This is a genomic window from Microbacterium sp. FW305-3-2-15-F-LB2 (assembly GCF_058787255.1).
The window spans coordinates 153,987-173,331 of record NZ_JBYSZO010000001.1 but is presented as its reverse complement, the minus strand read 5'-3'; the positions used below and the strand labels follow the sequence as shown (position 1 = coordinate 173,331).

Below are 19,345 nucleotides of genomic sequence, written 5' to 3'. Positions count from 1 at the left end.
TCTGCGGTCGCCATGTCAGCCCTTGACCGCGCCCAGCGTGAGACCGGCGACGATGTGCCGCTGGAGGAATAGCGTGAGGAGGATCACGGGGACCGAGTACACGGTCGCGAGAGCGGTCATGCCGCCCCAGTCGAGGCCGAACTGGGTCTGGAAGTTCGCGATGACGACGGGTGTGGTCTGCGCGCGGACCGAGGTGAGCAGCAGCGCAAAGAGGAATTCGTTCCACGAGGCGAGGAACGCGAAGATCGCCGTGACGGCCAACCCTCCGGACACCACGGGCAGGACGACCCGCACCATTGCCTGTAGACGGGAGCATCCGTCAACCTCAGCCGCCTCGCCCAGCTCGTCGGGCACCGCCTCGAAGAAGCTGGCCATGAGCCAGATGGATAGCGGCAGCGAAATGGTCGTGTGCGCAAGGGCGAGCCCGAACGAGGTGTCGGTGAGACCGAGCGACCGCATAACTTCGATGAGCGGCGCGCCGACGGCAATTGTCGGCACCATGCGCGTCACGAGGGCGGCCAGAATGAACACGCGACCGCTCGGCGTGCGGAACCGCGTGATCGCGTACGCCGCCGGCACGGCCAGCACCAGCGAGAGCGCTGTCGAGATCACCGCGGTCACAACACTGTTGATCAGCGCGGCCGGAACGCCCGCGCGGGACAGCGCCGAGACGTAGTTCTCGAGCGTCCAGACGCCGGGGAGGACCGTGGGCGGCACCGCGATGGCGTCCAGCGGAGTCTTGAACGACGTCAGCAGGAGATAGAGGAAGGGAAAGCCGTAGAGGACGACAGCGACGACGAGCAGCGCCCACAGCACCACGCGGCTCCGGCCGACCGTTTCGAGGGGATTCATCGCGCGGTACCTCCGGGACGCCAGATGAGCAGGACGGCCGCGATCGCGACGGCGAGCATGGCCACGAGGTAGACCGTGCCCATCGCGCTCGCCAGTCCCGGGTCGCCGAAGCGCGTCATCGTGCGATAGATGAGCAGGCTGAGGGTGGTGGTGCTGTTCTGCGGCCCGCCGTCGGTCTGAATGAGGATGATGTCGAACGCCCGGGCCGCGTCGATGCCGCGGACGATCAGCGCCACGGCGATCACCGGCCGCAGCAGCGGAAGGATGATGCTGAACAGGATGCGGGGGTAGCGCGCCCCGTCGATGCGCGCCGCCTCGATCACGTCGCCCGGGATGTTCTGGAGCCCCGCGAACAGGACGAGCGTGATGAACGACGTCGTCAGCCAGATGTCGGGCACTGCGACCGAGAACAGGGCGATCCGCGGATCGCTCAACCACGCGATCTGGCTCGGGTCGGAGAGCAGACCTACGCGAGTGAGCAGTTCGTTGACGATGCCGAAGTTGTCGATGAGCAGGAATCGCCAGAGGAGTCCAGCGACGACCGGGGCGATCATCAGCGGGTACATGAAGATCGTGCGGAACACCGCTGATCGCCGGCCCAGCGCCGTGAACAGCAGCGCGACGGCGAGGCCCAGGACGAACTCCGCCCCCACCACCACGACCGTGTAGACCACCGTGCGCACCGACGCCGACTGGAACGTATCGGATCCGAAGGCGGCCGCGTAGTTGGCGAGACCGACGAACGTGCGCCCTGCCCCTGCGAACGGTGAGATCTCGAAGAAGCTGTCATAGACGAAGCGGACGAGCGGCCACAGCACGAACACGGTGAGGAAGAGCGCTGCTGGAGCCATGAGGGCCAAGGCGAAGCGGCGGTCTCCGGCGTCCTTGCTGTGGCGCCGACGCGGGGGCGGCGGCACGTCCCGCGATGGGGCGGCCGGGGCCGCCCCATCGCGGGCGGGAGGAGCGATGGTCTCCACGAGGTACTTTCCGGTGGGGATCGTCAGTTGACGATCGACTGAATCTGGGTCTTCGCGTCGCCGAGGAGCCTCGCGGTGTCGGCTCCCGGCTCGACAGCCTTCTGGAGCATCGGCACGAGCACGGAGTCGACGATCTCCTGCCATTCCCCGGTCGCCGGGCGGGGACGGGAACCTGGCGCCTCGAGCGTCTGAACGAGAGCGGCGTAGTTCTCGAATCCGGCTACGTCGGCCTTCGACTCGAACGCGCTTTTGCGGGCGACCAGGCCCAGCGAGGTGTCCGCGGCGAGGTCGTTGTGCTCGTAGGCGAAGGAGATGAAGTCCTTTGCGGCATCCTGCTTGGCGCCGGTGGCCGGAACCGACAGGTACCAGGCGCCGGGGACGCCGGCTACTCCCCCGGGACCGCCGATCATCGGTGCGACCGCGATGGAGTCCTTGATCGGGGAGTCCGCCGGCGTCTGGCGGTACGCGTGACCCCAGAACCGCATCATGGCGAGCTTGCCCTGGTAGAAGAGGTTCTGCGCTCCGGCCCAGTCGAGCTGAGCGGCGCCGGAGGGCGCGTACGGCAGCAGGCTGACGTAGAAGTCGAGCGCGGCCTTGTGCTGCGCGTCGTCGATGGTCACGTCGCCGCTGGAGGGATCGAGCACCATCTGGGACTCTCCGGCCTGCGAGACGGTCGCGAGCCACTCGGTCTCGACCGCACCCTTCACATCGGTGCCGTAGAGATCGACGGTGCCGTCGCCGTCGGTGTCCCGCGTGAAGAACTCGGCGACGTCGCGGTATTGCTCCCACGTCGTGGGAGCGGCGAGCGGGTAACCGTACTTCGCCTGGAAGTCGGCCTTGTTCGTGGCGTCGTCGAAAAGATCGGTGCGATAGAAGAGGATCTCGGAGTTCGTCCACACCGGCATGCCGACGTGCTTCCCCTCGACCTGCGACTCGCCGACGAGGCCGTCGAACAGGTCGCTCTTGACCTCGTCGGTGAAGAGGTCGTCGAGGGATGCCAAACCCGGGGCGAAGGCGGGAAGCCAGATGGCATCCAGCGCGGCGACGTCGAAGGAGGGCGTCCCGGCCTGCAGCTCGGACTGGATGCGGTCGTAGAGACCGTCGTACGGCAACTCGACGAGCGTGACGTCGGTGCCCTTCTCCTTCTTGTAGAGGTCGGCGATCGGCTGCAGCTCGGCCTTGCCGCCCCCTTCCACGACGACGGTGAGCGTCGAGTCGCCCTCGGCGGCTCCGGTGCCGCCTCCGGCACCGCATCCGGTGAGGACGACGGCGGCCGCCGCCACGACGGCGATCGGCCCCAACGCGCGCCGGACACGTCCGGTGCGCTGCTGCGTGCGAAGCTTCATCACTTCGACTCCTTCGTGAGTGATTGGGAAAAGTGAGGGTGGGACGGTCCGCCAATACGTTTTGGCAAATCGTCTTGGCATGACGCTAACCGCCCCTCAGCGCACGCGTCAAGTGCGCGAAAGGGCCAAAGACTTTGGCGCTGGGAATCGGCAGATGGCGCGAGCCAAAAGCATTCGGCTCGCCTGGCGCTCCTGCCCCGTCTGCGCCCGGTGACCCTCGTCCGGTCAGCGCCGAGAGACCCCGTCCACCGTCGGGCTCACCACGCCCGCGCGGTCGTCGACGAGCCGCCGCCGGCCGATCCAGCCGGTGAGGCCGCGGCCGTCCTTCCACACGAACAGCAGCACCACCGTCGCGACCAGTAGCACCACGGACGCGATGGACCACGGCGAAGGCAGGCTCTCGAGCACCGAGTACGCGGCCGCGCCGGTGACGAAGCGCAGCAGGCGCGCGAGCCACGCGGGCAGCACTCCATTGGTGTAGCGCACGCGCGTCGCGAGATCGCCGACGGAACGCCCGGTGACGAGGATCACCAGGAGCCACACGACCGCCGCGACCGCCGCCCCCGCCGCGGACGCGACGTCCCCGGTGCGCCCCGGGTCGTCGAACAGCAGCACCAGCACCGCCTGCAGCACCACCGCGACACCCGACTGGAGCAGACCGACGCCGAGCACGTCGCACAGGATGCCGAGCAGGCGACGCCCGCGCGTGACGGGACGGGGGAGGTCGGCATCCGGGGTCTTCTCCGCGCCGCGGTGCTTTCCTGGAACGACGAACGCCACGAGCGACCCGAGGAGCGCCCCCGACGTGTTGGTGATGAGGTCGTCGACGTCGAACACCCGGTACGCGCACGGGAAGACGCCCCACACCCCGGTGAGCTGCGTCGTCTCGATCACCCCGCTCACGGCCAGTCCCACGAGGCCGGCGACGACGATGCCGCGCCCGCCGAGCACGCGGAGGAAGAACCCCAACGGCAGGAACAGCAGCACGTTCAGCGCGACCTGCAGCACGACCGGATCGGTGAGGTATCGGCCCGAAACCGCGACGGCCTCGCGGATCTCGTCGACGAACTCGAACGGCCGGAGGTTCGTCCCCGCACAGCGGTAGGCGTCGCCGTCGGGCGGGGGGACGAGCGTGTACGTCCAGATCGCCCAGAAGTAGACAGCCGCACCGGCCCACAGCACGCTGCGCCCGAACGACAGACCGCCCCGTCGCCGATAGCTGAGAGCGACGAACGGCACGAACGCGAGGACCGCGACCACACCGCCGAGGAGGACCGCGAGCAGCCCGGAGCCGACGATGTTGTGCACCCGCAGATCCTAGGGAATACAGACCGGCCTCACCGAGTTCACTCCGTTATCGGTCGTATTCTGTCTCGCCGGTGGACTACCACCCGGTGAACGACCCGTGCGTCAGATTGCATACGGCCCGTAGTGCGCGTAATGTCGCGCGCCGTGACTGACGAAAGTCGCGAGCCCGGCGAACAGACGCCGATGGCCAAGCGCATCCTTATCGGGGAGCCGCTCACGTCGGAAAAACTCGACGAGCAGCTCCTCCCCAAGAAGATGGCACTCCCCATCTTCGCCTCCGACGCACTCTCCTCCGTGGCCTACGCGCCACAGGAGCTGCTGATGATCCTGCTCATCGGCGGAACGGCCCTGCTGACGCTCAGCCCCTGGGTCGCGGCGGCGGTCGTGGTGCTGCTGGTCGTCGTGGTCCTCAGCTACCGTCAGCTCATCAAGGCCTACCCCTCGGGCGGTGGCGACTACGAGGTCGCGAGCAAGAACCTCGGCGAGGTCCCGGGCGTCGTGGTCGCCGCCGCGCTGCTGGTCGACTACGTGCTCACGGTCGCCGTGTCGGTGGCATCCGGGGTCGACAACATCATCTCGGCCCTGCCCGGGTTGAACCCGTTCCGGGTCGAGATCGCCGTCGGGTTCGTCATCCTCATCGTCATCGTCAACCTGCGCGGCGTCCGCGAAGCGTCGTCGGTCTTCGCGATCCCGACGTACCTGTTCATCGGGTCGGTGGGCATCATGATCGTCGTGGGCCTCGGCCGCGCGCTCCTGGGCGACGTGCCCGTGGCATCCAGTGCCGAGTACGCGGTCCACGCCGAATCGTTGACGCAGGCCGCGCTGATCCTGCTCGTGCTACGGGCGTTCTCGAGCGGATGCTCGGCGCTCACCGGCGTGGAGGCCGTGTCCAACGGCGTCCCCGCGTTCCGCAAACCCAAGATCCGCAACGCCCAGACGACGCTGACCCTCATGGGCGGCATCGCGATCGCGCTGTTCGTCGGGCTCACCCTGCTCGCTCTCCTCGCCGGCGTCCACTACGCCGAGAACCCCTGCAACCTCATCGGCTTCGACTGCGCGAACAACCCGCAGCCGAGCCTCATGGCACAGGTGGCCGCCGCCACGTTCGGCATGGGCAGCATTCCGTTCTTCATCATCCAGGCCGCGACCGCGTGCGTGCTGCTGCTCGCGGCCAACACCGCGTTCAACGGCTTCCCGCTGCTCGGCGCCGTGCTCGCCCGCGACGGCTACGCCCCCAAGGCCCTCAACACCCGCGGCGACCGCCTCGTGTACTCCAACGGCATGGTGGTGCTCGGCATCGTGGCGATCGGTGTTCTGATCGTCTACCAGGCGAACCTCACGACGCTGATCCAGCTGTACATCATCGGGGTGTTCGTCTCGTTCTCGCTCGGGCAGATCGGCATGGTCCGCCACTGGCGGCGGGCGCTGGCGGGTCTTCGTGCGCTCCCACCCGAGGCGGCACGCCAGCAGAGCGCGCGGTACGAACGACGCTCGGCGATCACGGGCCTGTGGATCAACTCGGTCGGCGCCTCGCTCACCGTGCTCGTGCTCGTCATCGTCACGATCACGAAGTTCACGCACGGCGCGTGGCTCGTCTTCATCGCGATCCCCATCCTCGCGACGCTCATGCTCGGCGTGAACCGCTACTACCGCGACGTCGAGCACGAGATCCGCATGGACGACACCGTCCACTTCGGCTCGTCGGGCGACGTGGCGATCATCCTCGTGAACCGCCTGCAGAAGCCGGTCATGAAGGCGATCGACTACGCCCTCGCCGCCAAGCACGACAAGACGCTCGCGGTGCACGTGGCGATCTCGGAGGAGGATGCCACGAGCCTCCAGAAGGAGTGGGCGGCGCACGACATGCCCATCCCGCTCGTCATCATCGAGTCGCCGTACCGCACCTACACCTCGCCGGTCACGACGTTCATCAAGAGCTACCGCGAGAAGCACGGCTCCGCGGTGGTGACGGTGTACCTGCCGCAATTCATCGTCGGCCACTGGTGGGAGTCGATCCTCCACAACCGGCGGTCCCGCCGCCTCGCGCAGCAGCTCATGCTCGTGCACGGCGTCTCGATCACCCTGGTTCCGTGGCTGCTGGACTCGTCCGAGGTCATCTACGGTCGCCGCTCGCGGCCGCTCCCCGGCCAGCAGCGCGGTGGTCAGCCCGTCGCCGAGGTGCCCGCGCACCGGAACAAGGCCCCGCGGAACTCGGCATCCTGATCCCGTCCGGGCGCCGCCGGCCATGCCGCGGGCGGCGTCTGCCCCCGGGCCGCGTCTGCCCCCGGGCTCCACGTTTCCCGCGAGACTTCATCGCGCTGACGTCTCCCTTGCAGACTGCAAGGGACTTGTCGGCGCGATGAAGTCTCGGCGTTTCGGGAGGGGCCGCGGCACCGAGCCTTGCCCTGTGCGGAGCACCTGCGACAGGGTGGATGCCATGCCGATCCTCGCCGTGCTCACTCTGGCCGTCATGGTGTTCGCGCTGATCGATGCCATCACCCGCCGCGACGACCAGGTCAAACACCTGCCGAAGTTCGCGTGGGTGTTCTTCATCGTGCTGCTGCCGCTGATCGGCTCGATCCTGTGGTTCACGATCGGCCGGGAGTGGGAGCAGCGGGGCGAGCCGATGAGCTTCGGCGACCCGCGGCGCTGGCAGAGGGATGCCGAGCCGGCTCCGGCACCGCGTGCCTCCGACGCACGGACGACCGAGCAGCAGATCGCCGACCTCGAGCGGGAGATGTACCTCGCCGACCTCGAGGAGCAGGTGCGCCGCCGCCGCCTCGAGGGCGACGCACCCGCGTAACCCGGTCTCAGCGCCCCGACCGCCGGAACAGGGCGACCGCGACGATCCATGCGACGGCGAGAATCCCGGCGCACCACGCCAGCGCGACCCACACGCTCGCGCCGACGGGCTGCTGCGCGAGCAGCGCGCGGATGGCATCCACGAGCGAGGTGACGGGCTGGTTCTCGGCGAACCAGCGCACCGGACCCGGCATGGTGTCGGTGGGCGCGAACGCCGAGCTGACGAACGGCAGGAAGATCAGCGGGTAGCTGAAGGCGCTGGCGCCGTCGATGGTCTTCGCCGCGAGGCCGGCGACCACCGCGACCCACGTCAGCGCGAGCGTGTACGCCATCAGGATGCCGACGACCGCCAGCCACGCCCCGACCGAAGCGCCCGACCGGAAGCCGACGAGCAACGCCACCCCGACGACGAGAGCGAGAGACACCGCGTTCGCCAGCAGCGACGTGAGGACGTGTCCCCACAGGACGCTCGCCGGAGCGATCGGCAGGGAGCGGAGTCGGTCGACAATGCCCCCGCGCACGTCGAGGAAGACGCGGTACGCGGTGTAGGCGATGCCGGATGCCACGGTGATCAACAGGATGCCGGGGAGCAGGAAGTCCACGTACGCGGTGCCGCCCGTGTCGACGGCGCCGCCCAGGACGAAGACGAACAGCAGCATGATCGCGACCGGCATGATCGCCGTGGTCACGATGGTGTCGGGGCTGCGGAGGATGTGCCGCAGGGAGCGGCCGGTGAGGGCCGCGGTGTCGGACAGGGCGTGCGTGGTCATGACTCCTCCTTGTCGAGCGGGCCGGCCGAGCCGACGATGGCGAGGAAGATCTCCTCGAGGGTGGGCTGCTTCTGGACGTACTCGACGGTGGTGGGCGGGAACAGCGCCCGCAGCTCGGCGAGAGTCCCCTCGGCGATGATGCGTCCGCCGTGCAGGATCGCGATGCGGTCCGCGAGGTTCTCCGCTTCGTCGAGGTACTGCGTCGTGAGCAGCACGGTGGTGCCGGATGCGGCGAGCGAGCGCACGGCATCCCACACCTCCAACCGCCCCTCCGGGTCGAGCCCCGTCGTCGGCTCGTCGAGGAAGACCACCGCCGGCTCCCCGACGAGGCTCATCGCGATGTCGAGGCGTCGACGCATGCCCCCGGAGTACGTGGATGCCGCCCGGCGTGCGGCATCCGTGAGCGAGAACCGCGCGAGCAGGTCGTCCGCCGCGCCGGCGGGGTCGGGGAGGTGGCGCAGACGCGCGACGAGCGCGAGGTTCTCACGACCGGTCAGGACCTCGTCGACGGCGGCGAACTGCCCGGTGAGGCTGATCGAGGCCCGCACCCGCGCGGACTGGGTCGCGACGTCTGCTCCGTCGACGACCGCCGTCCCGCCGTCGGCGCGGAGCAGGGTCGACAGGATGCGGACGACGGTGGTCTTCCCGGCACCGTTGGAGCCGAGCAGCGCGACGATCGTGCCGCGCTCGACGTCGAGATCGACGCCGTGGAGCACGGCGACGTCGCCATAGGACTTCCGGAGGTCTCGCACGCGGATCGCGGGACCGGTATCGATGATGGACATGTGTTGTTCCTCTCGTGGGGTACCGGCCGGAGGGCGCACGAGGCCATCGCCTCCGGCCAGCCGGTTCCGGAGGACGCGTGCGAAAGGTCGGGTCAGCCCTGGGTGCGGGCCGCCTCGTCGATCGCGCGGGCGAGTCGGGCGCGCTCGCGTCCGATCCAGCTGCCGTCGCCGTAGTTCGCCATGAACTCCTCGGCGAAGGCCGCCGGCTGCTCGCCGGTCAGATCGCGGATGGGGGTGCCGGCCGCGGCGGCCTGCTCCAGCAGGTCGGCGAGATCGGTCACCATGCGGATGAGAGCGTCGCTGTCATCCGTCGGCCCGAGGTTGAGCACGTACCGCTCGAGCGCTCGACCCGCCTGCCGGTAGGGCGCGGGGAGGGCGTCGAGGCGACGCCGATACTCGCGCCACTGCTTCTTGGCGCTCAGGTCGCCGATGATCTTCTCGTACCAGGCCATGTCAGTTCCCTTCGTTGCGGAGCTGCTCGAGCCGGTCGGCGAGAAGACTCCAGGTCGTCCAGAATTCGGCGAGCTGCGCTCGTCCGGTGTCGTTGAGGGTGAAGACCTTGCGGGGCGGCCCCTTTTCGGATGCCACCTTCTCGACGTCGACGAGACCCCGCTGCTCGATGCGGACGAGGATCGCGTAGATCGTGCCTTCGGCGAGGTCGGCGAAGCCCCGGTCGCGGAGGTCGGCGGTGATCTCGTACCCGTACGCCGGCCGGCGCGCCAGCACGGCGAGGACGACGCCCTCGAGCACCCCCTTGAGCATCTCGGTGTCTTGTCTGCCCATTCGCTACTCCTCAACATTGACTACCGCTACAAAGTAACACTGACTACCGGTACTCAGCAAGAGTGAATACTGCGCTCGTTGTCCGGCCGCTTCCGCCGAGACTTCATCGCGCTGACGTCTCCCTTGCAGCCCGCGCGGGGGTTGTCGGCGCGATGAAGTCTCGCGGGAAGTGGGGGGCACGGGGCGGGGGCACGGGCGGGGGCACACTGCGTGAGCAGGGCGTATGCGTCGGACGGCGGGCCGTAGGGAAACCGTTAGGACCGCCGGATGCCACCGCGCACAGGAGTTGCATCGACACACGTGCCGCCCCGCGGCGCCCGCGCCACAGCAGTCGCGCGGAAGCTCCCGAATCTGGAGTCATCGTGCTCGATGTCGTCTACCTCGTCGCGATCCTGGCGCTCTTCGCGCTGGTCGCCCTCATCGCGCAGGGGGTCGAGAAGCTGGGCCCGCAGCCCGGCGCTCCCTCCGCGCGCACCCCCGGCCACGGCGCCCCGGCGTCACCCGCGCCCGGCACCACCCAGGCACCCACCCGAGGGGGCGACTCGGCATGACCGTCCTCGCCGCCGTCCTCGCGGTCGCCGCCGTGGTGTACCTCGTGATCGCCCTCCTCCACCCCGAGAAGTTCTGATGGATGCCGGAATGATCTGGTCCATCGTCCTGACCAGCCTCACGCTCATCGTCGCCCTGGGCCTGGCCTACCACCCGCTCGGCGACTACATCGCTCGCATCTACACCGGCGGGCGCGACTTCGCCGTCGAACGCGGCACCTACCGTCTCATCGGCGTCGACCCCCGCGGCGCGCAGACCTGGCAGGCGTACCTGCGGTCGGTGCTGCTGTTCTCCGCCGCCGGAGTCGTCTTCGTGTACGCGGTCATGCGCCTGCAGCCGCTGCTGCCGTTCTCGCTCGGGCTCGAGTCCCCCGGCGAAGCCCTGTCGTTCAACACCGCCGTCTCGTTCGTGACGAACACGAACTGGCAGTCCTACTCGGGCGAGACCACGCTCGGCTACACGGTGCAGTTCGCGGCGCTGACGGTCCAGAACTTCGTCTCGGCCGCGGTCGGCATCGCGATCGCGGTGGCGCTGGTGCGCGGCTTCGCGTACCGCCGCAGCGGCGTGATCGGCAACTTCTGGGTCGATCTCGTCCGCGGCACCTACCGCCTGCTGCTGCCGTTCTCGATCGTCGCGGCGGTCGTGCTGCTCGCCGGCGGCGTCATCCAGAACCTCACCGGATTCACGGATGCCACGACCCTCACCGGCGCGGCCCAGTCCATCCCCGGTGGGCCGGTGGCATCCCAGGAGGCGATCAAGCTCCTCGGCACCAACGGCGGCGGATTCTTCAATGTCAACTCGGCGCACCCGTTCGAGAACCCCGCGCCGTGGACGAACCTGTTCGAGATCTTCCTGATGCTCGTGATCCCGTTCTCGCTCCCCCGCGCGTTCGGCCGCATCGTCGGCGATGACCGCCAGGGCTACACGATCCTGGGCGTCATGGCGGCGATCTTCGTGGCATCCGCTGCTCTGCTCACGTGGGCCGAGCTCGCCGCAGCCGGGACCGCCCCGCAGCTCGCCGGCGGTGCGATGGAGGGCAAGGAGGTGCGGTTCGGCATCTTCGGCTCGACGCTGTTCGGCACGACCAGCACCCTCACCTCGACGGGCGCGGTCAACTCGATGCACGACAGCTACACGGCCCTCGGCGGGATGATGCCGATGATCAACATGATGCTGGGCGAGATCGCGCCCGGCGGTGTCGGCTCGGGCCTCTACGGCATGCTGATCCTCGCGGTCATCGCGGTGTTCGTCGGCGGACTGCTCATCGGGCGGACCCCCGAGTACCTCGGCAAGAAGATCGGGCCGCGCGAGATCAAGCTCGCGAGCCTGTACATCCTCGTCACGCCGACGCTCGTGCTGGCCGGTACCGCGCTGAGCTTCGCGCTCCCCGGCATCCGAGAGGACGTCGAGTCGACGTCGATCTGGAACCCGGGCGTCCACGGGCTGAGCGAGGTGCTCTACGCGTTCACGTCGGCGGCGAACAACAACGGCTCCGCGTTCGCGGGACTCACCGCCAACACCCCGTGGTTCAACACGGCCCTCGCGGTGGCGATGCTCCTCGGACGCTTCCTGCCGATCGTGTTCGTGCTCGCCCTGGCGGGTTCTCTCGCGGCACAGGATGCCGTGCCCGCCACCGCCGGCACCCTGCCGACACACCGCCCGCAGTTCGCGGGTCTCCTCGCGGGCGTGGCCGTCATCGTCACCGCCCTCACCTACTTCCCGGTCCTCACCCTGGGACCCCTGGCCGAAGGACTCGTCTGATCATGTCCACGCTCACCCACGCCCCGGCGCCCGCCGAGGCCCCGACCCCGGCCGCCCCGCGCCGCGCGTTCAGCACCGCGCAGGTCGTGGCCGCCCTGCCGGGCGCCGCGAAGAAGCTCAATCCCGCGTCGCAGTGGCGCAACCCCGTGATGTTCCTCGTCTGGGTGGGGGCGGCCCTGAACACCCTCATCGCGATCACCGAGCCGTTCCTCGGCGGCGGCGACGCCTCGTTGCCCTTCGGCTTCACGTGGGGCATCGCGATCTGGCTGTGGCTCACGGTGTTCTTCGCGAACATCGCGGAGTCGGTCGCCGAAGGTCGCGGAAAGGCGCAGGCGGCGACGCTCCGCAAGACCCGCACGACCACCACGGCCCGCCGCGTCGTCTCGTACGACGCGAAGGCCGACGCCCTGGCATCCACCGCGTCCGTCGAGGAGGTGCCGTCGGGCGACCTGCGCGTCGGCGATGTCGTGCTCGTCGAGGCGGGGCAGCTGATCCCCGGCGACGGCGACATCGTGGCCGGCATCGCGACCGTCGACGAGTCGGCGATCACGGGCGAGTCGGCCCCGGTGGTGCGCGAGTCCGGCGGCGACCGCAGCGCCGTGACCGGCGGCACGCGCGTGCTCAGCGACCGCATCGTGGTGAAGATCACGTCGAAGCCGGGCGAGACGTTCGTGGACCGGATGATCGCGCTCGTCGAGGGCGCCTCGCGCCAGCGCACGCCGAACGAGATCGCGCTGAACATCCTGCTGGCGAGCCTGTCGATCGTGTTCGTCGTGGTCGTGCTGGTGCTGAACCCGATCGCCTCGTACGCGGCATCCCCCGTGTCGATCCCCGTGCTGGTGGCGCTGCTCGTGTGCCTGATCCCCACGACGATCGGCGCGCTCCTGAGCGCCATCGGCATCGCCGGTATGGACCGCCTCGTCCAGCGGAACGTCCTGGCGATGTCGGGCCGCGCCGTCGAGGCGGCCGGCGACGTGACGACACTGCTGCTCGACAAGACCGGAACGATCACGTACGGCAACCGTCGCGCGTCGGCGTTCGTCCCGATGCCGGGCGTCGGTGCCCCGACCCTCGCCGAGGCGGCGTCGCTGTCGTCGCAGGCCGACCCCACGCCCGAGGGCACCTCGGTCGTCGAGCTCGCCGCGGCGCAGGGAATCGTCGCCGAGATGCCTCGCGGTGCGGAGCCGGTGCCGTTCACGGCCCAGACCCGCATGAGCGGCCTCGACCTCACCGACGGCACGCAGGTGCGCAAGGGCGCCGGATCCGCCGTCGTCGCCTGGCTCGCGGCATCCGGGGCGCCCGTCCCCGACGCGCTGCGGGCGACCCTCACGAGCGAGACGGATGCCATCGCCCAGTCCGGCGGTACGCCCCTGGTCGTGGCGACCCTGTCGCCCGCGGGCGAAGGACGCGTGCTCGGCGTCATCCACCTGAAGGATGTCGTGAAGGACGGACTGCGCGAGCGGTTCGGGGAGCTCCGGGCCATGGGCATCCGCACCGTGATGATCACGGGCGACAACCCGCTCACGGCGAAGGCGATCGCCGCCGAAGCCGGCGTCGACGATTACCTCGCCGAGGCCACGCCCGAGGACAAGCTGGCCCTCATCCGACGCGAGCAGGAGGGCGGCAACCTCGTCGCGATGACCGGCGACGGCACGAACGACGCCCCCGCGCTCGCGCAGGCCGACGTCGGCGTCGCGATGAACACCGGCACATCGGCCGCGAAGGAGGCCGGCAACATGGTCGACCTCGACAGCGACCCGACGAAGCTCATCGACATCGTGCGCATCGGCAAGCAGCTGCTCATCACCCGCGGTGCGCTCACGACGTTCTCGCTCGCCAACGACATCGCGAAGTACTTCGCGATCATCCCGGCGATGTTCATGGGCGTGTTCCCCGGGCTCGCGGTGCTGAACGTGATGCAGCTGTCGTCGCCCGCGTCGGCGGTGCTCAGCGCGATCATCTTCAACGCGATCGTGATCATCGTGCTCATCCCCCTCGCCCTGCGCGGCGTGAAGTACCGCGCGGCGAGCGCGTCGAGCATCCTCAGCCGCAATCTGCTCATCTATGGGCTCGGCGGCGTCATCGTCCCCTTCGTCGGCATCAAGCTCATCGACCTCGTCGTGAGCCTGCTCCCGGGTTTCTGAAAGGTCCTGTCATGCGCACCACTCTGCGTACCGCCGGTGTCGCCGTCCGCGCGATGCTCGTCTTCACCGTCCTCCTCGGCGTCGGCTACATGCTGCTGATCACCGGGATCGGCCAGCTCGCCCTCCCCGCGCAGGCGAACGGATCGCTCGTCCGATCCGCCGATGGCGCCGTGGTCGGTTCGTCGCTGATCGGGCAGTCGTTCCAGGATGCCGACGGCCAGGCACTGCCGCAGTACTTCCAGTCGCGTCCCTCGTCGGCAGGCGACGGGTACGACTCCGCCGCGTCGAGCGGGTCGAACCTCGGCCCCGAGAACGAGGACCTGATCGCGTCGATTTCGGACCGGGCCGAGGCCTCGCGCCTGCTCGACGGCGCCGGCACGATCCCGGCCGACGCGGTCACCGCCTCCGGCTCGGGCCTCGACCCCGACATCTCCGTCGCGAACGCCCAGCGCCAGGTCGCACGGGTCGCCGAGGCCCGTGGCATCCCTGCCGCCGACGTGGAGGCGCTGGTCGTGGAGCACACCCTGCCCCGCGACCTCGGCTTCCTCGGCGACCCGCGCGTGAACGTGCTCGAGCTCAATCGCGCACTGGACGCCCGATGACGCGCGAGAATCGCTGACATGCGTCCGTTCCCGGCCACCGCCGTCGCCCTCCCCGGGCGGCGGCGGTTCGGTGCGTCCGCGGGGATGTGGCGCTGCCCCGCGCCGCGTTGCGTCGCGCTGCGTTGCGTCGCGCTGCGTGGCGTCGCGCTGCGTTGCGCCGCGCTGCGTTGCGTCGCGCTGCGTTGCGCCGCGCTGCGTTGCGTCGCGCCACTTTGCACGACCCAACGCCCCCACGCGCACTTCGCCGCGACCCAAGCGGCATCCCCACGCCCCACGCGGGCTTCCATCGCGCCACTTCGCACGACCCAACGCCCCCACGCGCACTTCGCCGCCACCCAAGCCGCATCCCCACCGACCCACCACCCCACGCCGACCCACCACCCCACACCGACCCACCGCCCCACGCCGACCCGCGCCCGCGCGACCGGAACCCCCGCCCCCGGGAGTGCCTCGTGAAGCGCGGGCACCTGCGCGTTCTGCTCGGCGCCGCACCGGGCGTGGGCAAGACGTACGAGATGCTCGAAGAGGGGCGCCGGCTTCGCGAAGAGGGCCACGACGTCGTCATCGCGATCGTCGAGACGCACGGGCGCGCCGCCACCGCCGCTCAGGCCCGCGGGCTCGAGGTCGTTCCGCGCCGGGACGTCGCGCACCGCGGCGTCGACCTCGACGAGATGGACCTGGATGCCGTGCTCGCACGGCATCCGCGAATCGCCCTCGTCGACGAGCTCGCGCACACCAATGCCCCCGGCTCGACGAACGAGAAACGGTGGCAGGACGTGGAGACGCTCCTCGACGCGGGCATCGACGTCATCACGACCGTGAACGTGCAGCACATCGCCTCGCTCGGCGACGTCGTCGAGAAGATCACCGGCGTGGTTCAGCGTGAGACGGTTCCGGATGCCATCGTCCGCGCCGCCGATCAGATCGAGGTCGTCGACCTCGCGCCGCAGTCGCTGCGCGATCGCCTCTCGGCCGGGTTCGTCTATCCGGCCGAGCGCATCGACGCGGCGCTCTCGAACTACTTCCGCCTCGGCAACCTCACGGCGCTGCGCGAGCTGGCCCTGCTGTGGCTCGCCGATGAGGTCGACTCGGCGCTGCAGCGGTACCGCGTCGAGCAAGGCATCGAGGGATCGTGGCAGGCCCGCGAGCGGGTCGTCGTCGCGCTCACCGGTGGTGCCGAGGGGGAGACGTTGCTCCGCCGCGGTGCCCGCATCGCCGCGCGCTCGGCCGGCGGCGAGCTGCTCGCGGTGCACGTGTCGACGCAGGACGGGCTGCGCGCCGACGAGCCCGGCGCCCTCGCGGCGCAGCGCGCGCTCGTCGAGTCGCTCGGCGGCACGTACCACCAGGTCGTGGGCGACGACGTCGCCGCCGCGCTCGTCGACTTCGCCCGGTCCGTCAACGCGTCACAGCTCGTCATCGGCGTCAGTCGGCGCGGACGCCTCGGCGCCGCCCTGACCGGTCCCGGCATCGGCGCGACCGTCATCCGCCTCTCCGGCGACATCGACGTGCACATCGTCAACCACGCACGCGCCGGCGGACGCTTCGCGCTCCCCCGTCTCACCGGCCCGGCGCTCAGCGCGAAGCGACGCATTCTGGGATTCGTCACCGCTCTGGCCGGCGGACCGTTGCTCTCGTGGCTGCTCATCGCGACCGGCACCGACGAGTCGATCACCACCGACGTGCTCGCGTATCAGCTGCTCGTCGTCATCGTCGCCCTCATCGGCGGTATCTGGCCCGCGGTGTTCGCGGCCGTGCTGTCGGGCCTCACCCTGGACTTCCTCTTCATCGCGCCGGTCTACACGATCACGATCGCCGACCCGATTCACGCGATCGCCCTCGTCCTGTACGTCGTCATCGCGATGCTCGTCAGCATCGTCGTCGACCAGGCCGCACGTCGGGCACGAGCCGCTCGCCGGGCCGCCGCCGAGTCGGAGCTGCTCGCGACCGTGTCGGGCAGCGTCCTGCGCGGCGAGAGCGCTGTGCCGGCACTCGTCAGCCGCGCCCGCGAGGCGTTCGGCCTGGCGGGAGTGCGGCTCGTGGCATCCGACGAGTCCGTCCTGGCCACCGACGGTGAGCCCGTGCGCGACGGCCGGGCGACGACGATCCCCATCGGCGACGGACGCGCCCGACTCGAGCTCCACGGCAGAGACCTGGATGCCACCGAGCGGCGCCTCCTCGACGTCATCGTCGCGCAGCTCGCCGCCGCCCTGGAGCGCACGGATCTGGCCGAGACCGCCGCCGAAGCCGGCATCCTGGCCGAGACCGACCAAGTGCGCAGCGCCCTGCTGTCGGCGGTGAGCCACGACCTGCGCCGGCCGCTCGCCGCCGCCGTCGCGGCGCTCGGGGGCCTCCGCGCCGCGGGCGACCACCTGTCGGAGGAGGACCGGCGCGAACTGCTCGAGACCGCCGACGAGAGCCTGGCGACGCTGTCGGTGCTCGTCACCGACCTGCTCGACGTCAGCCGCGTGCAGGCGGGGGTGCTCGCCGTCTCGCTCGGGCCGGTCGATGCGGCGGGCGTCGTGCTCGCGGCGCTCGACGAACTCGGCCTCGGTCCCGACGAGGTGGAGCTCGCCCTCGACCCGGATCTCCCGCCGCTCCGCGCCGACCCGGTGCTCCTGCAGCGCGTGCTCGTGAACGTCCTCAGCAACGCCGTGCGGTTCACCCCCGACGGACAGCGCGCCCGCGTCGCCACGAGCCGCCTCGCGGGCGTGGCCGAGATCCGCGTCATCGACCACGGGCCGGGGGTCGCGCCCGAACGCCGCAGCGACATGTTCGCGCCGTTCCAGCGCCTCGGCGACACCGACAACACCGTCGGCCTCGGCCTGGGCCTCGCGCTGTCGCGCGGCTTCGCCGAGGGCATGGGTGGCACGCTGACACCCGAGGACACTCCCGGCGGCGGCCTCACGATGGTGATCGCGCTGCCAGTGGAGTCCGCCATGTCCCTGTCGCGAACGGAGCTGTGATGAAGGTCCTCATCGCCGACGACGACCCGCAGCTCGTGCGGGCGCTGCGCATCACCCTGGCCGCGCACGGGTACGACGTCGTCGCCGCGGCCGACGGCGCCGCCGCGATCACACTCGCCGCACAGGCGCACCCCGACATCGTGCTGCTCGACCTCGGGATGCCGCACCTCGACGGCGTGCAGGTGATCCAGGCACTTCGGGGCTGGACGACGGCGCCGATCATCGTCGTGTCCGGGCGCACCGGTTCCGCCGACAAGGTCGAGGCGCTGGATGCCGGCGCCGACGACTACGTCACCAAGCCGTTCCAGATCGACGAGCTGCTCGCGCGCCTGCGCGTGCACGGGCGGCGGACGGTTCCGGCGAGCGGTGAGTCGGTGGTGCGTTTCGGCGACGTCGAGGTCGACCTCGTGGCCAAGGCCGTGACGCGTGCCGGCACCCGCGTGCACCTGACGCCGACCGAATGGCGAATGCTTGAGTTCCTCGCCCGCAACCCCGGTTCGCTCGTGACACGTCAGACGCTGCTGAAGGAGATCTGGGCCAGCGAACAGGTCGCCGACTCGGGATACCTGCGCCTGTACATGTCGCAGCTGCGGAAGAAGCTCGAGGCCGAGCCCTCCGCCCCCGCGCACCTGCTGACCGAGCAGGGCATGGGGTACCGGCTGGTGCTGTAGGCCCGGGCGGGGGTGGGGGGCGGGTCACGGCCGCGGTCGAATCGGGGCGCGCGCCCAACTCCGGGGAAACCCGACGTTCCGGCCGCGCCGAGCGGCATCCGGTCCGAATCGAGCCGAAAACTCAGGAGTTCGGCACACGGCGGCCCGGTACGGCTGACCAGCCGCCCACGCCGCTGCCGGATCGCGGCACGTGCCCAACTCCGGAGAATTCCGTCGTTCTGGCCCCACCGCGCGGCCATCCGGCCCGAATCCGGCCCAGATCTCAGGAGTTCGGCGCGGGCTCCTCGGCGTCGGCGGCCCCGAACTCCGCCTGCACGCGGGCGCAGCGGCACGCGTAGACGATCGAGTGCAGCAGCATCAGCGGACCTCGCCGACGGTGTGGCATCCGGGGCACGGGAACGCGACGCGGTCCCCCGACCGGACGTCCCCGGGAAGGATCACGCTCCCGGCGGCCAAGCCGCGCGCGTCGACGATCGCGAATCGCTCGTCGTACGCGTGCGACACCCGTCCGATCAGCCGCACCTCGCGCCACACCGCGTCGAGTTCCGCGACGCACGCGTCGATGCGCAGCGTTCCCGGCATGGCATCCAGGACGGTCGCCACGACCACCGTCGTCGAATGCACCGCGGATGCCACCCCTCCCGACGCCGGGATCACCGCGGGGCCGGTGCACACGCAGGGCGTGCCGCAGATGTCGGCGTAGCGGCCGATGGACACCGCGCGGACGGTGACATCGTCGAGCGTTGGCGTGGCACCGGCGGGCCACGCGGCCGCGTCGAAGGGCGCGGGGATACTCGCGCGCAGGGTGGGAAGGAGGGCGGTGAGGGTCATGGCATCCGGTCTACGCTCCCGGCGACCGCGCTCCCGGGGCGCTCACGCTTTCCGTACGACCTCGCGCCCGTTCCTGACGGTTCCCGATCCGCGAGACTTCATCGCGCCGTCAAGTCACGCGCAGCCTGCAAGGGAGATGTCGGCGCGATGGAGTCTCGGCGACCGTAGCGCGGCCCCGACCCGCACGGGCCCGGCCCCGAC

18 protein-coding genes are annotated in these 19,345 nt (G+C 70.2%); 9 read left to right on the top strand and 9 right to left on the bottom strand.

Annotated elements, in window-relative coordinates; all coding sequences use genetic code 11:
* Positions 1-15: 15 nt before the first annotated feature.
* The 4 genes from AC3WLZ_RS00875 to AC3WLZ_RS00860 all read right to left on the bottom strand — a co-directional run bounded on the left by AC3WLZ_RS00875 (position 16) and on the right by AC3WLZ_RS00860 (position 4,483).
* Complete coding sequence (locus tag AC3WLZ_RS00875; RefSeq protein WP_492468674.1) at positions 16-852, bottom strand: carbohydrate ABC transporter permease; 837 nt, start codon at positions 850-852, stop codon at positions 16-18.
* Entirely contained in the window at positions 849-1,703 is an 855-nt protein-coding gene (locus AC3WLZ_RS00870; protein WP_492468673.1) for a carbohydrate ABC transporter permease, read from the bottom strand. The genes AC3WLZ_RS00875 and AC3WLZ_RS00870 overlap by 4 nt, the downstream gene beginning before the upstream one ends.
* 149 nt (positions 1,704-1,852) lie before the next feature.
* On the bottom strand, positions 1,853-3,175 hold the full coding sequence (locus AC3WLZ_RS00865) for an extracellular solute-binding protein (RefSeq protein WP_492468672.1): 1,323 nt from the start codon (positions 3,173-3,175) through the stop codon (positions 1,853-1,855).
* A gap of 225 nt (positions 3,176-3,400) precedes the next feature.
* Positions 3,401-4,483: a VanZ family protein gene (locus tag AC3WLZ_RS00860; RefSeq protein WP_492468671.1), complete on the bottom strand. Its 1,083-nt coding sequence runs from the start codon at positions 4,481-4,483 to the stop codon at positions 3,401-3,403.
* A gap of 132 nt (positions 4,484-4,615) precedes the next feature.
* Here AC3WLZ_RS00860 and AC3WLZ_RS00855 point away from each other — a divergent pair, with 132 nt between their 5' ends.
* Together AC3WLZ_RS00855 and AC3WLZ_RS00850 are read left to right on the top strand one after the other, a co-directional pair.
* Complete coding sequence (locus AC3WLZ_RS00855; RefSeq protein WP_492468670.1) at positions 4,616-6,706, top strand: APC family permease; 2,091 nt, start codon at positions 4,616-4,618, stop codon at positions 6,704-6,706.
* A gap of 214 nt (positions 6,707-6,920) precedes the next feature.
* Positions 6,921-7,286 carry a PLD nuclease N-terminal domain-containing protein gene (locus AC3WLZ_RS00850; protein WP_492468669.1) on the top strand — a complete coding sequence of 122 codons (366 nt, stop codon included), beginning with the start codon at positions 6,921-6,923 and terminating at the stop codon, positions 7,284-7,286.
* 7 nt (positions 7,287-7,293) lie between these two features.
* Here AC3WLZ_RS00850 and AC3WLZ_RS00845 read toward each other — a convergent pair whose 3' ends face one another.
* The 4 genes from AC3WLZ_RS00845 to AC3WLZ_RS00830 all read right to left on the bottom strand — a co-directional run bounded on the left by AC3WLZ_RS00845 (position 7,294) and on the right by AC3WLZ_RS00830 (position 9,623).
* A complete protein-coding gene (locus tag AC3WLZ_RS00845; protein WP_492468668.1) occupies positions 7,294-8,055 on the bottom strand; it encodes an ABC transporter permease in 762 nt (253 codons plus the stop codon).
* Complete coding sequence (locus AC3WLZ_RS00840) at positions 8,052-8,840, bottom strand: ABC transporter ATP-binding protein (protein ID WP_492468667.1); 789 nt, start codon at positions 8,838-8,840, stop codon at positions 8,052-8,054. Before AC3WLZ_RS00840 ends, AC3WLZ_RS00845 begins: the two co-directional genes overlap by 4 nt.
* Before the next feature lie 92 nt (positions 8,841-8,932).
* On the bottom strand, positions 8,933-9,292 hold the full coding sequence (locus tag AC3WLZ_RS00835) for a DUF1048 domain-containing protein (RefSeq protein ID WP_412923207.1): 360 nt from the start codon (positions 9,290-9,292) through the stop codon (positions 8,933-8,935).
* A gap of 1 nt (position 9,293) precedes the next feature.
* Entirely contained in the window at positions 9,294-9,623 is a 330-nt protein-coding gene (locus tag AC3WLZ_RS00830; protein ID WP_492468666.1) for a PadR family transcriptional regulator, read from the bottom strand.
* A 362-nt stretch (positions 9,624-9,985) separates the two neighbouring features.
* Here AC3WLZ_RS00830 and AC3WLZ_RS00825 point away from each other — a divergent pair, with 362 nt between their 5' ends.
* The 7 genes from AC3WLZ_RS00825 (at position 9,986) to AC3WLZ_RS00795 (ending at position 18,313) form a co-directional block, all read left to right on the top strand.
* Positions 9,986-10,174 (top strand): hypothetical protein, encoded by a 189-nt coding sequence (locus tag AC3WLZ_RS00825; RefSeq protein WP_492471005.1) that lies wholly within the window; start codon positions 9,986-9,988, stop codon positions 10,172-10,174.
* Complete coding sequence (gene kdpF / locus AC3WLZ_RS00820; RefSeq protein WP_412926087.1) at positions 10,171-10,251, top strand: K(+)-transporting ATPase subunit F; 81 nt, start codon at positions 10,171-10,173, stop codon at positions 10,249-10,251. Before AC3WLZ_RS00825 ends, kdpF begins: the two co-directional genes overlap by 4 nt.
* Positions 10,252-10,262: 11 nt before the next feature.
* The gene (kdpA, locus tag AC3WLZ_RS00815; protein WP_492468665.1) at positions 10,263-11,933 is read left to right on the top strand and encodes a potassium-transporting ATPase subunit KdpA; all 1,671 of its coding nucleotides are present in this window, start codon (positions 10,263-10,265) and stop codon (positions 11,931-11,933) included.
* Positions 11,934-11,935: 2 nt separating this feature from the next.
* Positions 11,936-14,077 (top strand): potassium-transporting ATPase subunit KdpB, encoded by a 2,142-nt coding sequence (kdpB, locus tag AC3WLZ_RS00810; protein WP_492468664.1) that lies wholly within the window; start codon positions 11,936-11,938, stop codon positions 14,075-14,077.
* 11 nt (positions 14,078-14,088) lie between these two features.
* On the top strand, positions 14,089-14,679 hold the full coding sequence (gene kdpC, locus AC3WLZ_RS00805; protein ID WP_492468662.1) for a K(+)-transporting ATPase subunit C: 591 nt from the start codon (positions 14,089-14,091) through the stop codon (positions 14,677-14,679).
* Between the two features lie 452 nt (positions 14,680-15,131).
* A complete protein-coding gene (locus tag AC3WLZ_RS00800) occupies positions 15,132-17,642 on the top strand; it encodes a DUF4118 domain-containing protein (RefSeq protein WP_492468661.1) in 2,511 nt (836 codons plus the stop codon).
* The gene (locus tag AC3WLZ_RS00795; protein ID WP_492468660.1) at positions 17,642-18,313 is read left to right on the top strand and encodes a response regulator; all 672 of its coding nucleotides are present in this window, start codon (positions 17,642-17,644) and stop codon (positions 18,311-18,313) included. Before AC3WLZ_RS00800 ends, AC3WLZ_RS00795 begins: the two co-directional genes overlap by 1 nt.
* 357 nt (positions 18,314-18,670) lie before the next feature.
* Here AC3WLZ_RS00795 and AC3WLZ_RS00790 read toward each other — a convergent pair whose 3' ends face one another.
* Positions 18,671-19,144, bottom strand: a complete 474-nt coding sequence (locus AC3WLZ_RS00790) for a hypothetical protein (RefSeq protein WP_412923199.1) — start codon at positions 19,142-19,144, stop codon at positions 18,671-18,673.
* Positions 19,145-19,345: the final 201 nt, after the last annotated feature.

Coding starts and splice junctions, on each gene's coding strand:
- AC3WLZ_RS00875 (WP_492468674.1), bottom strand. CDS start 852: ATGAATCCCCTCGAAACGGTCGGCCGGAGCCGCGTGGTGCTGTGGGCG.
- AC3WLZ_RS00870 (WP_492468673.1), bottom strand. CDS start 1,703: ATGGCTCCAGCAGCGCTCTTCCTCACCGTGTTCGTGCTGTGGCCGCTC.
- AC3WLZ_RS00865 (WP_492468672.1), bottom strand. CDS start 3,175: ATGAAGCTTCGCACGCAGCAGCGCACCGGACGTGTCCGGCGCGCGTTG.
- AC3WLZ_RS00855 (WP_492468670.1), top strand. CDS start 4,616: ATGTCGCGCGCCGTGACTGACGAAAGTCGCGAGCCCGGCGAACAGACG.
- AC3WLZ_RS00850 (WP_492468669.1), top strand. CDS start 6,921: ATGCCGATCCTCGCCGTGCTCACTCTGGCCGTCATGGTGTTCGCGCTG.
- AC3WLZ_RS00845 (WP_492468668.1), bottom strand. CDS start 8,055: ATGACCACGCACGCCCTGTCCGACACCGCGGCCCTCACCGGCCGCTCC.
- AC3WLZ_RS00840 (WP_492468667.1), bottom strand. CDS start 8,840: ATGTCCATCATCGATACCGGTCCCGCGATCCGCGTGCGAGACCTCCGG.
- AC3WLZ_RS00835 (WP_412923207.1), bottom strand. CDS start 9,292: ATGGCCTGGTACGAGAAGATCATCGGCGACCTGAGCGCCAAGAAGCAG.
- AC3WLZ_RS00830 (WP_492468666.1), bottom strand. CDS start 9,623: ATGGGCAGACAAGACACCGAGATGCTCAAGGGGGTGCTCGAGGGCGTC.
- kdpF (WP_412926087.1), top strand. CDS start 10,171: ATGACCGTCCTCGCCGCCGTCCTCGCGGTCGCCGCCGTGGTGTACCTC.
- kdpA (WP_492468665.1), top strand. CDS start 10,263: ATGATCTGGTCCATCGTCCTGACCAGCCTCACGCTCATCGTCGCCCTG.
- kdpB (WP_492468664.1), top strand. CDS start 11,936: ATGTCCACGCTCACCCACGCCCCGGCGCCCGCCGAGGCCCCGACCCCG.
- kdpC (WP_492468662.1), top strand. CDS start 14,089: ATGCGCACCACTCTGCGTACCGCCGGTGTCGCCGTCCGCGCGATGCTC.
- AC3WLZ_RS00795 (WP_492468660.1), top strand. CDS start 17,642: ATGAAGGTCCTCATCGCCGACGACGACCCGCAGCTCGTGCGGGCGCTG.
- AC3WLZ_RS00790 (WP_412923199.1), bottom strand. CDS start 19,144: ATGACCCTCACCGCCCTCCTTCCCACCCTGCGCGCGAGTATCCCCGCG.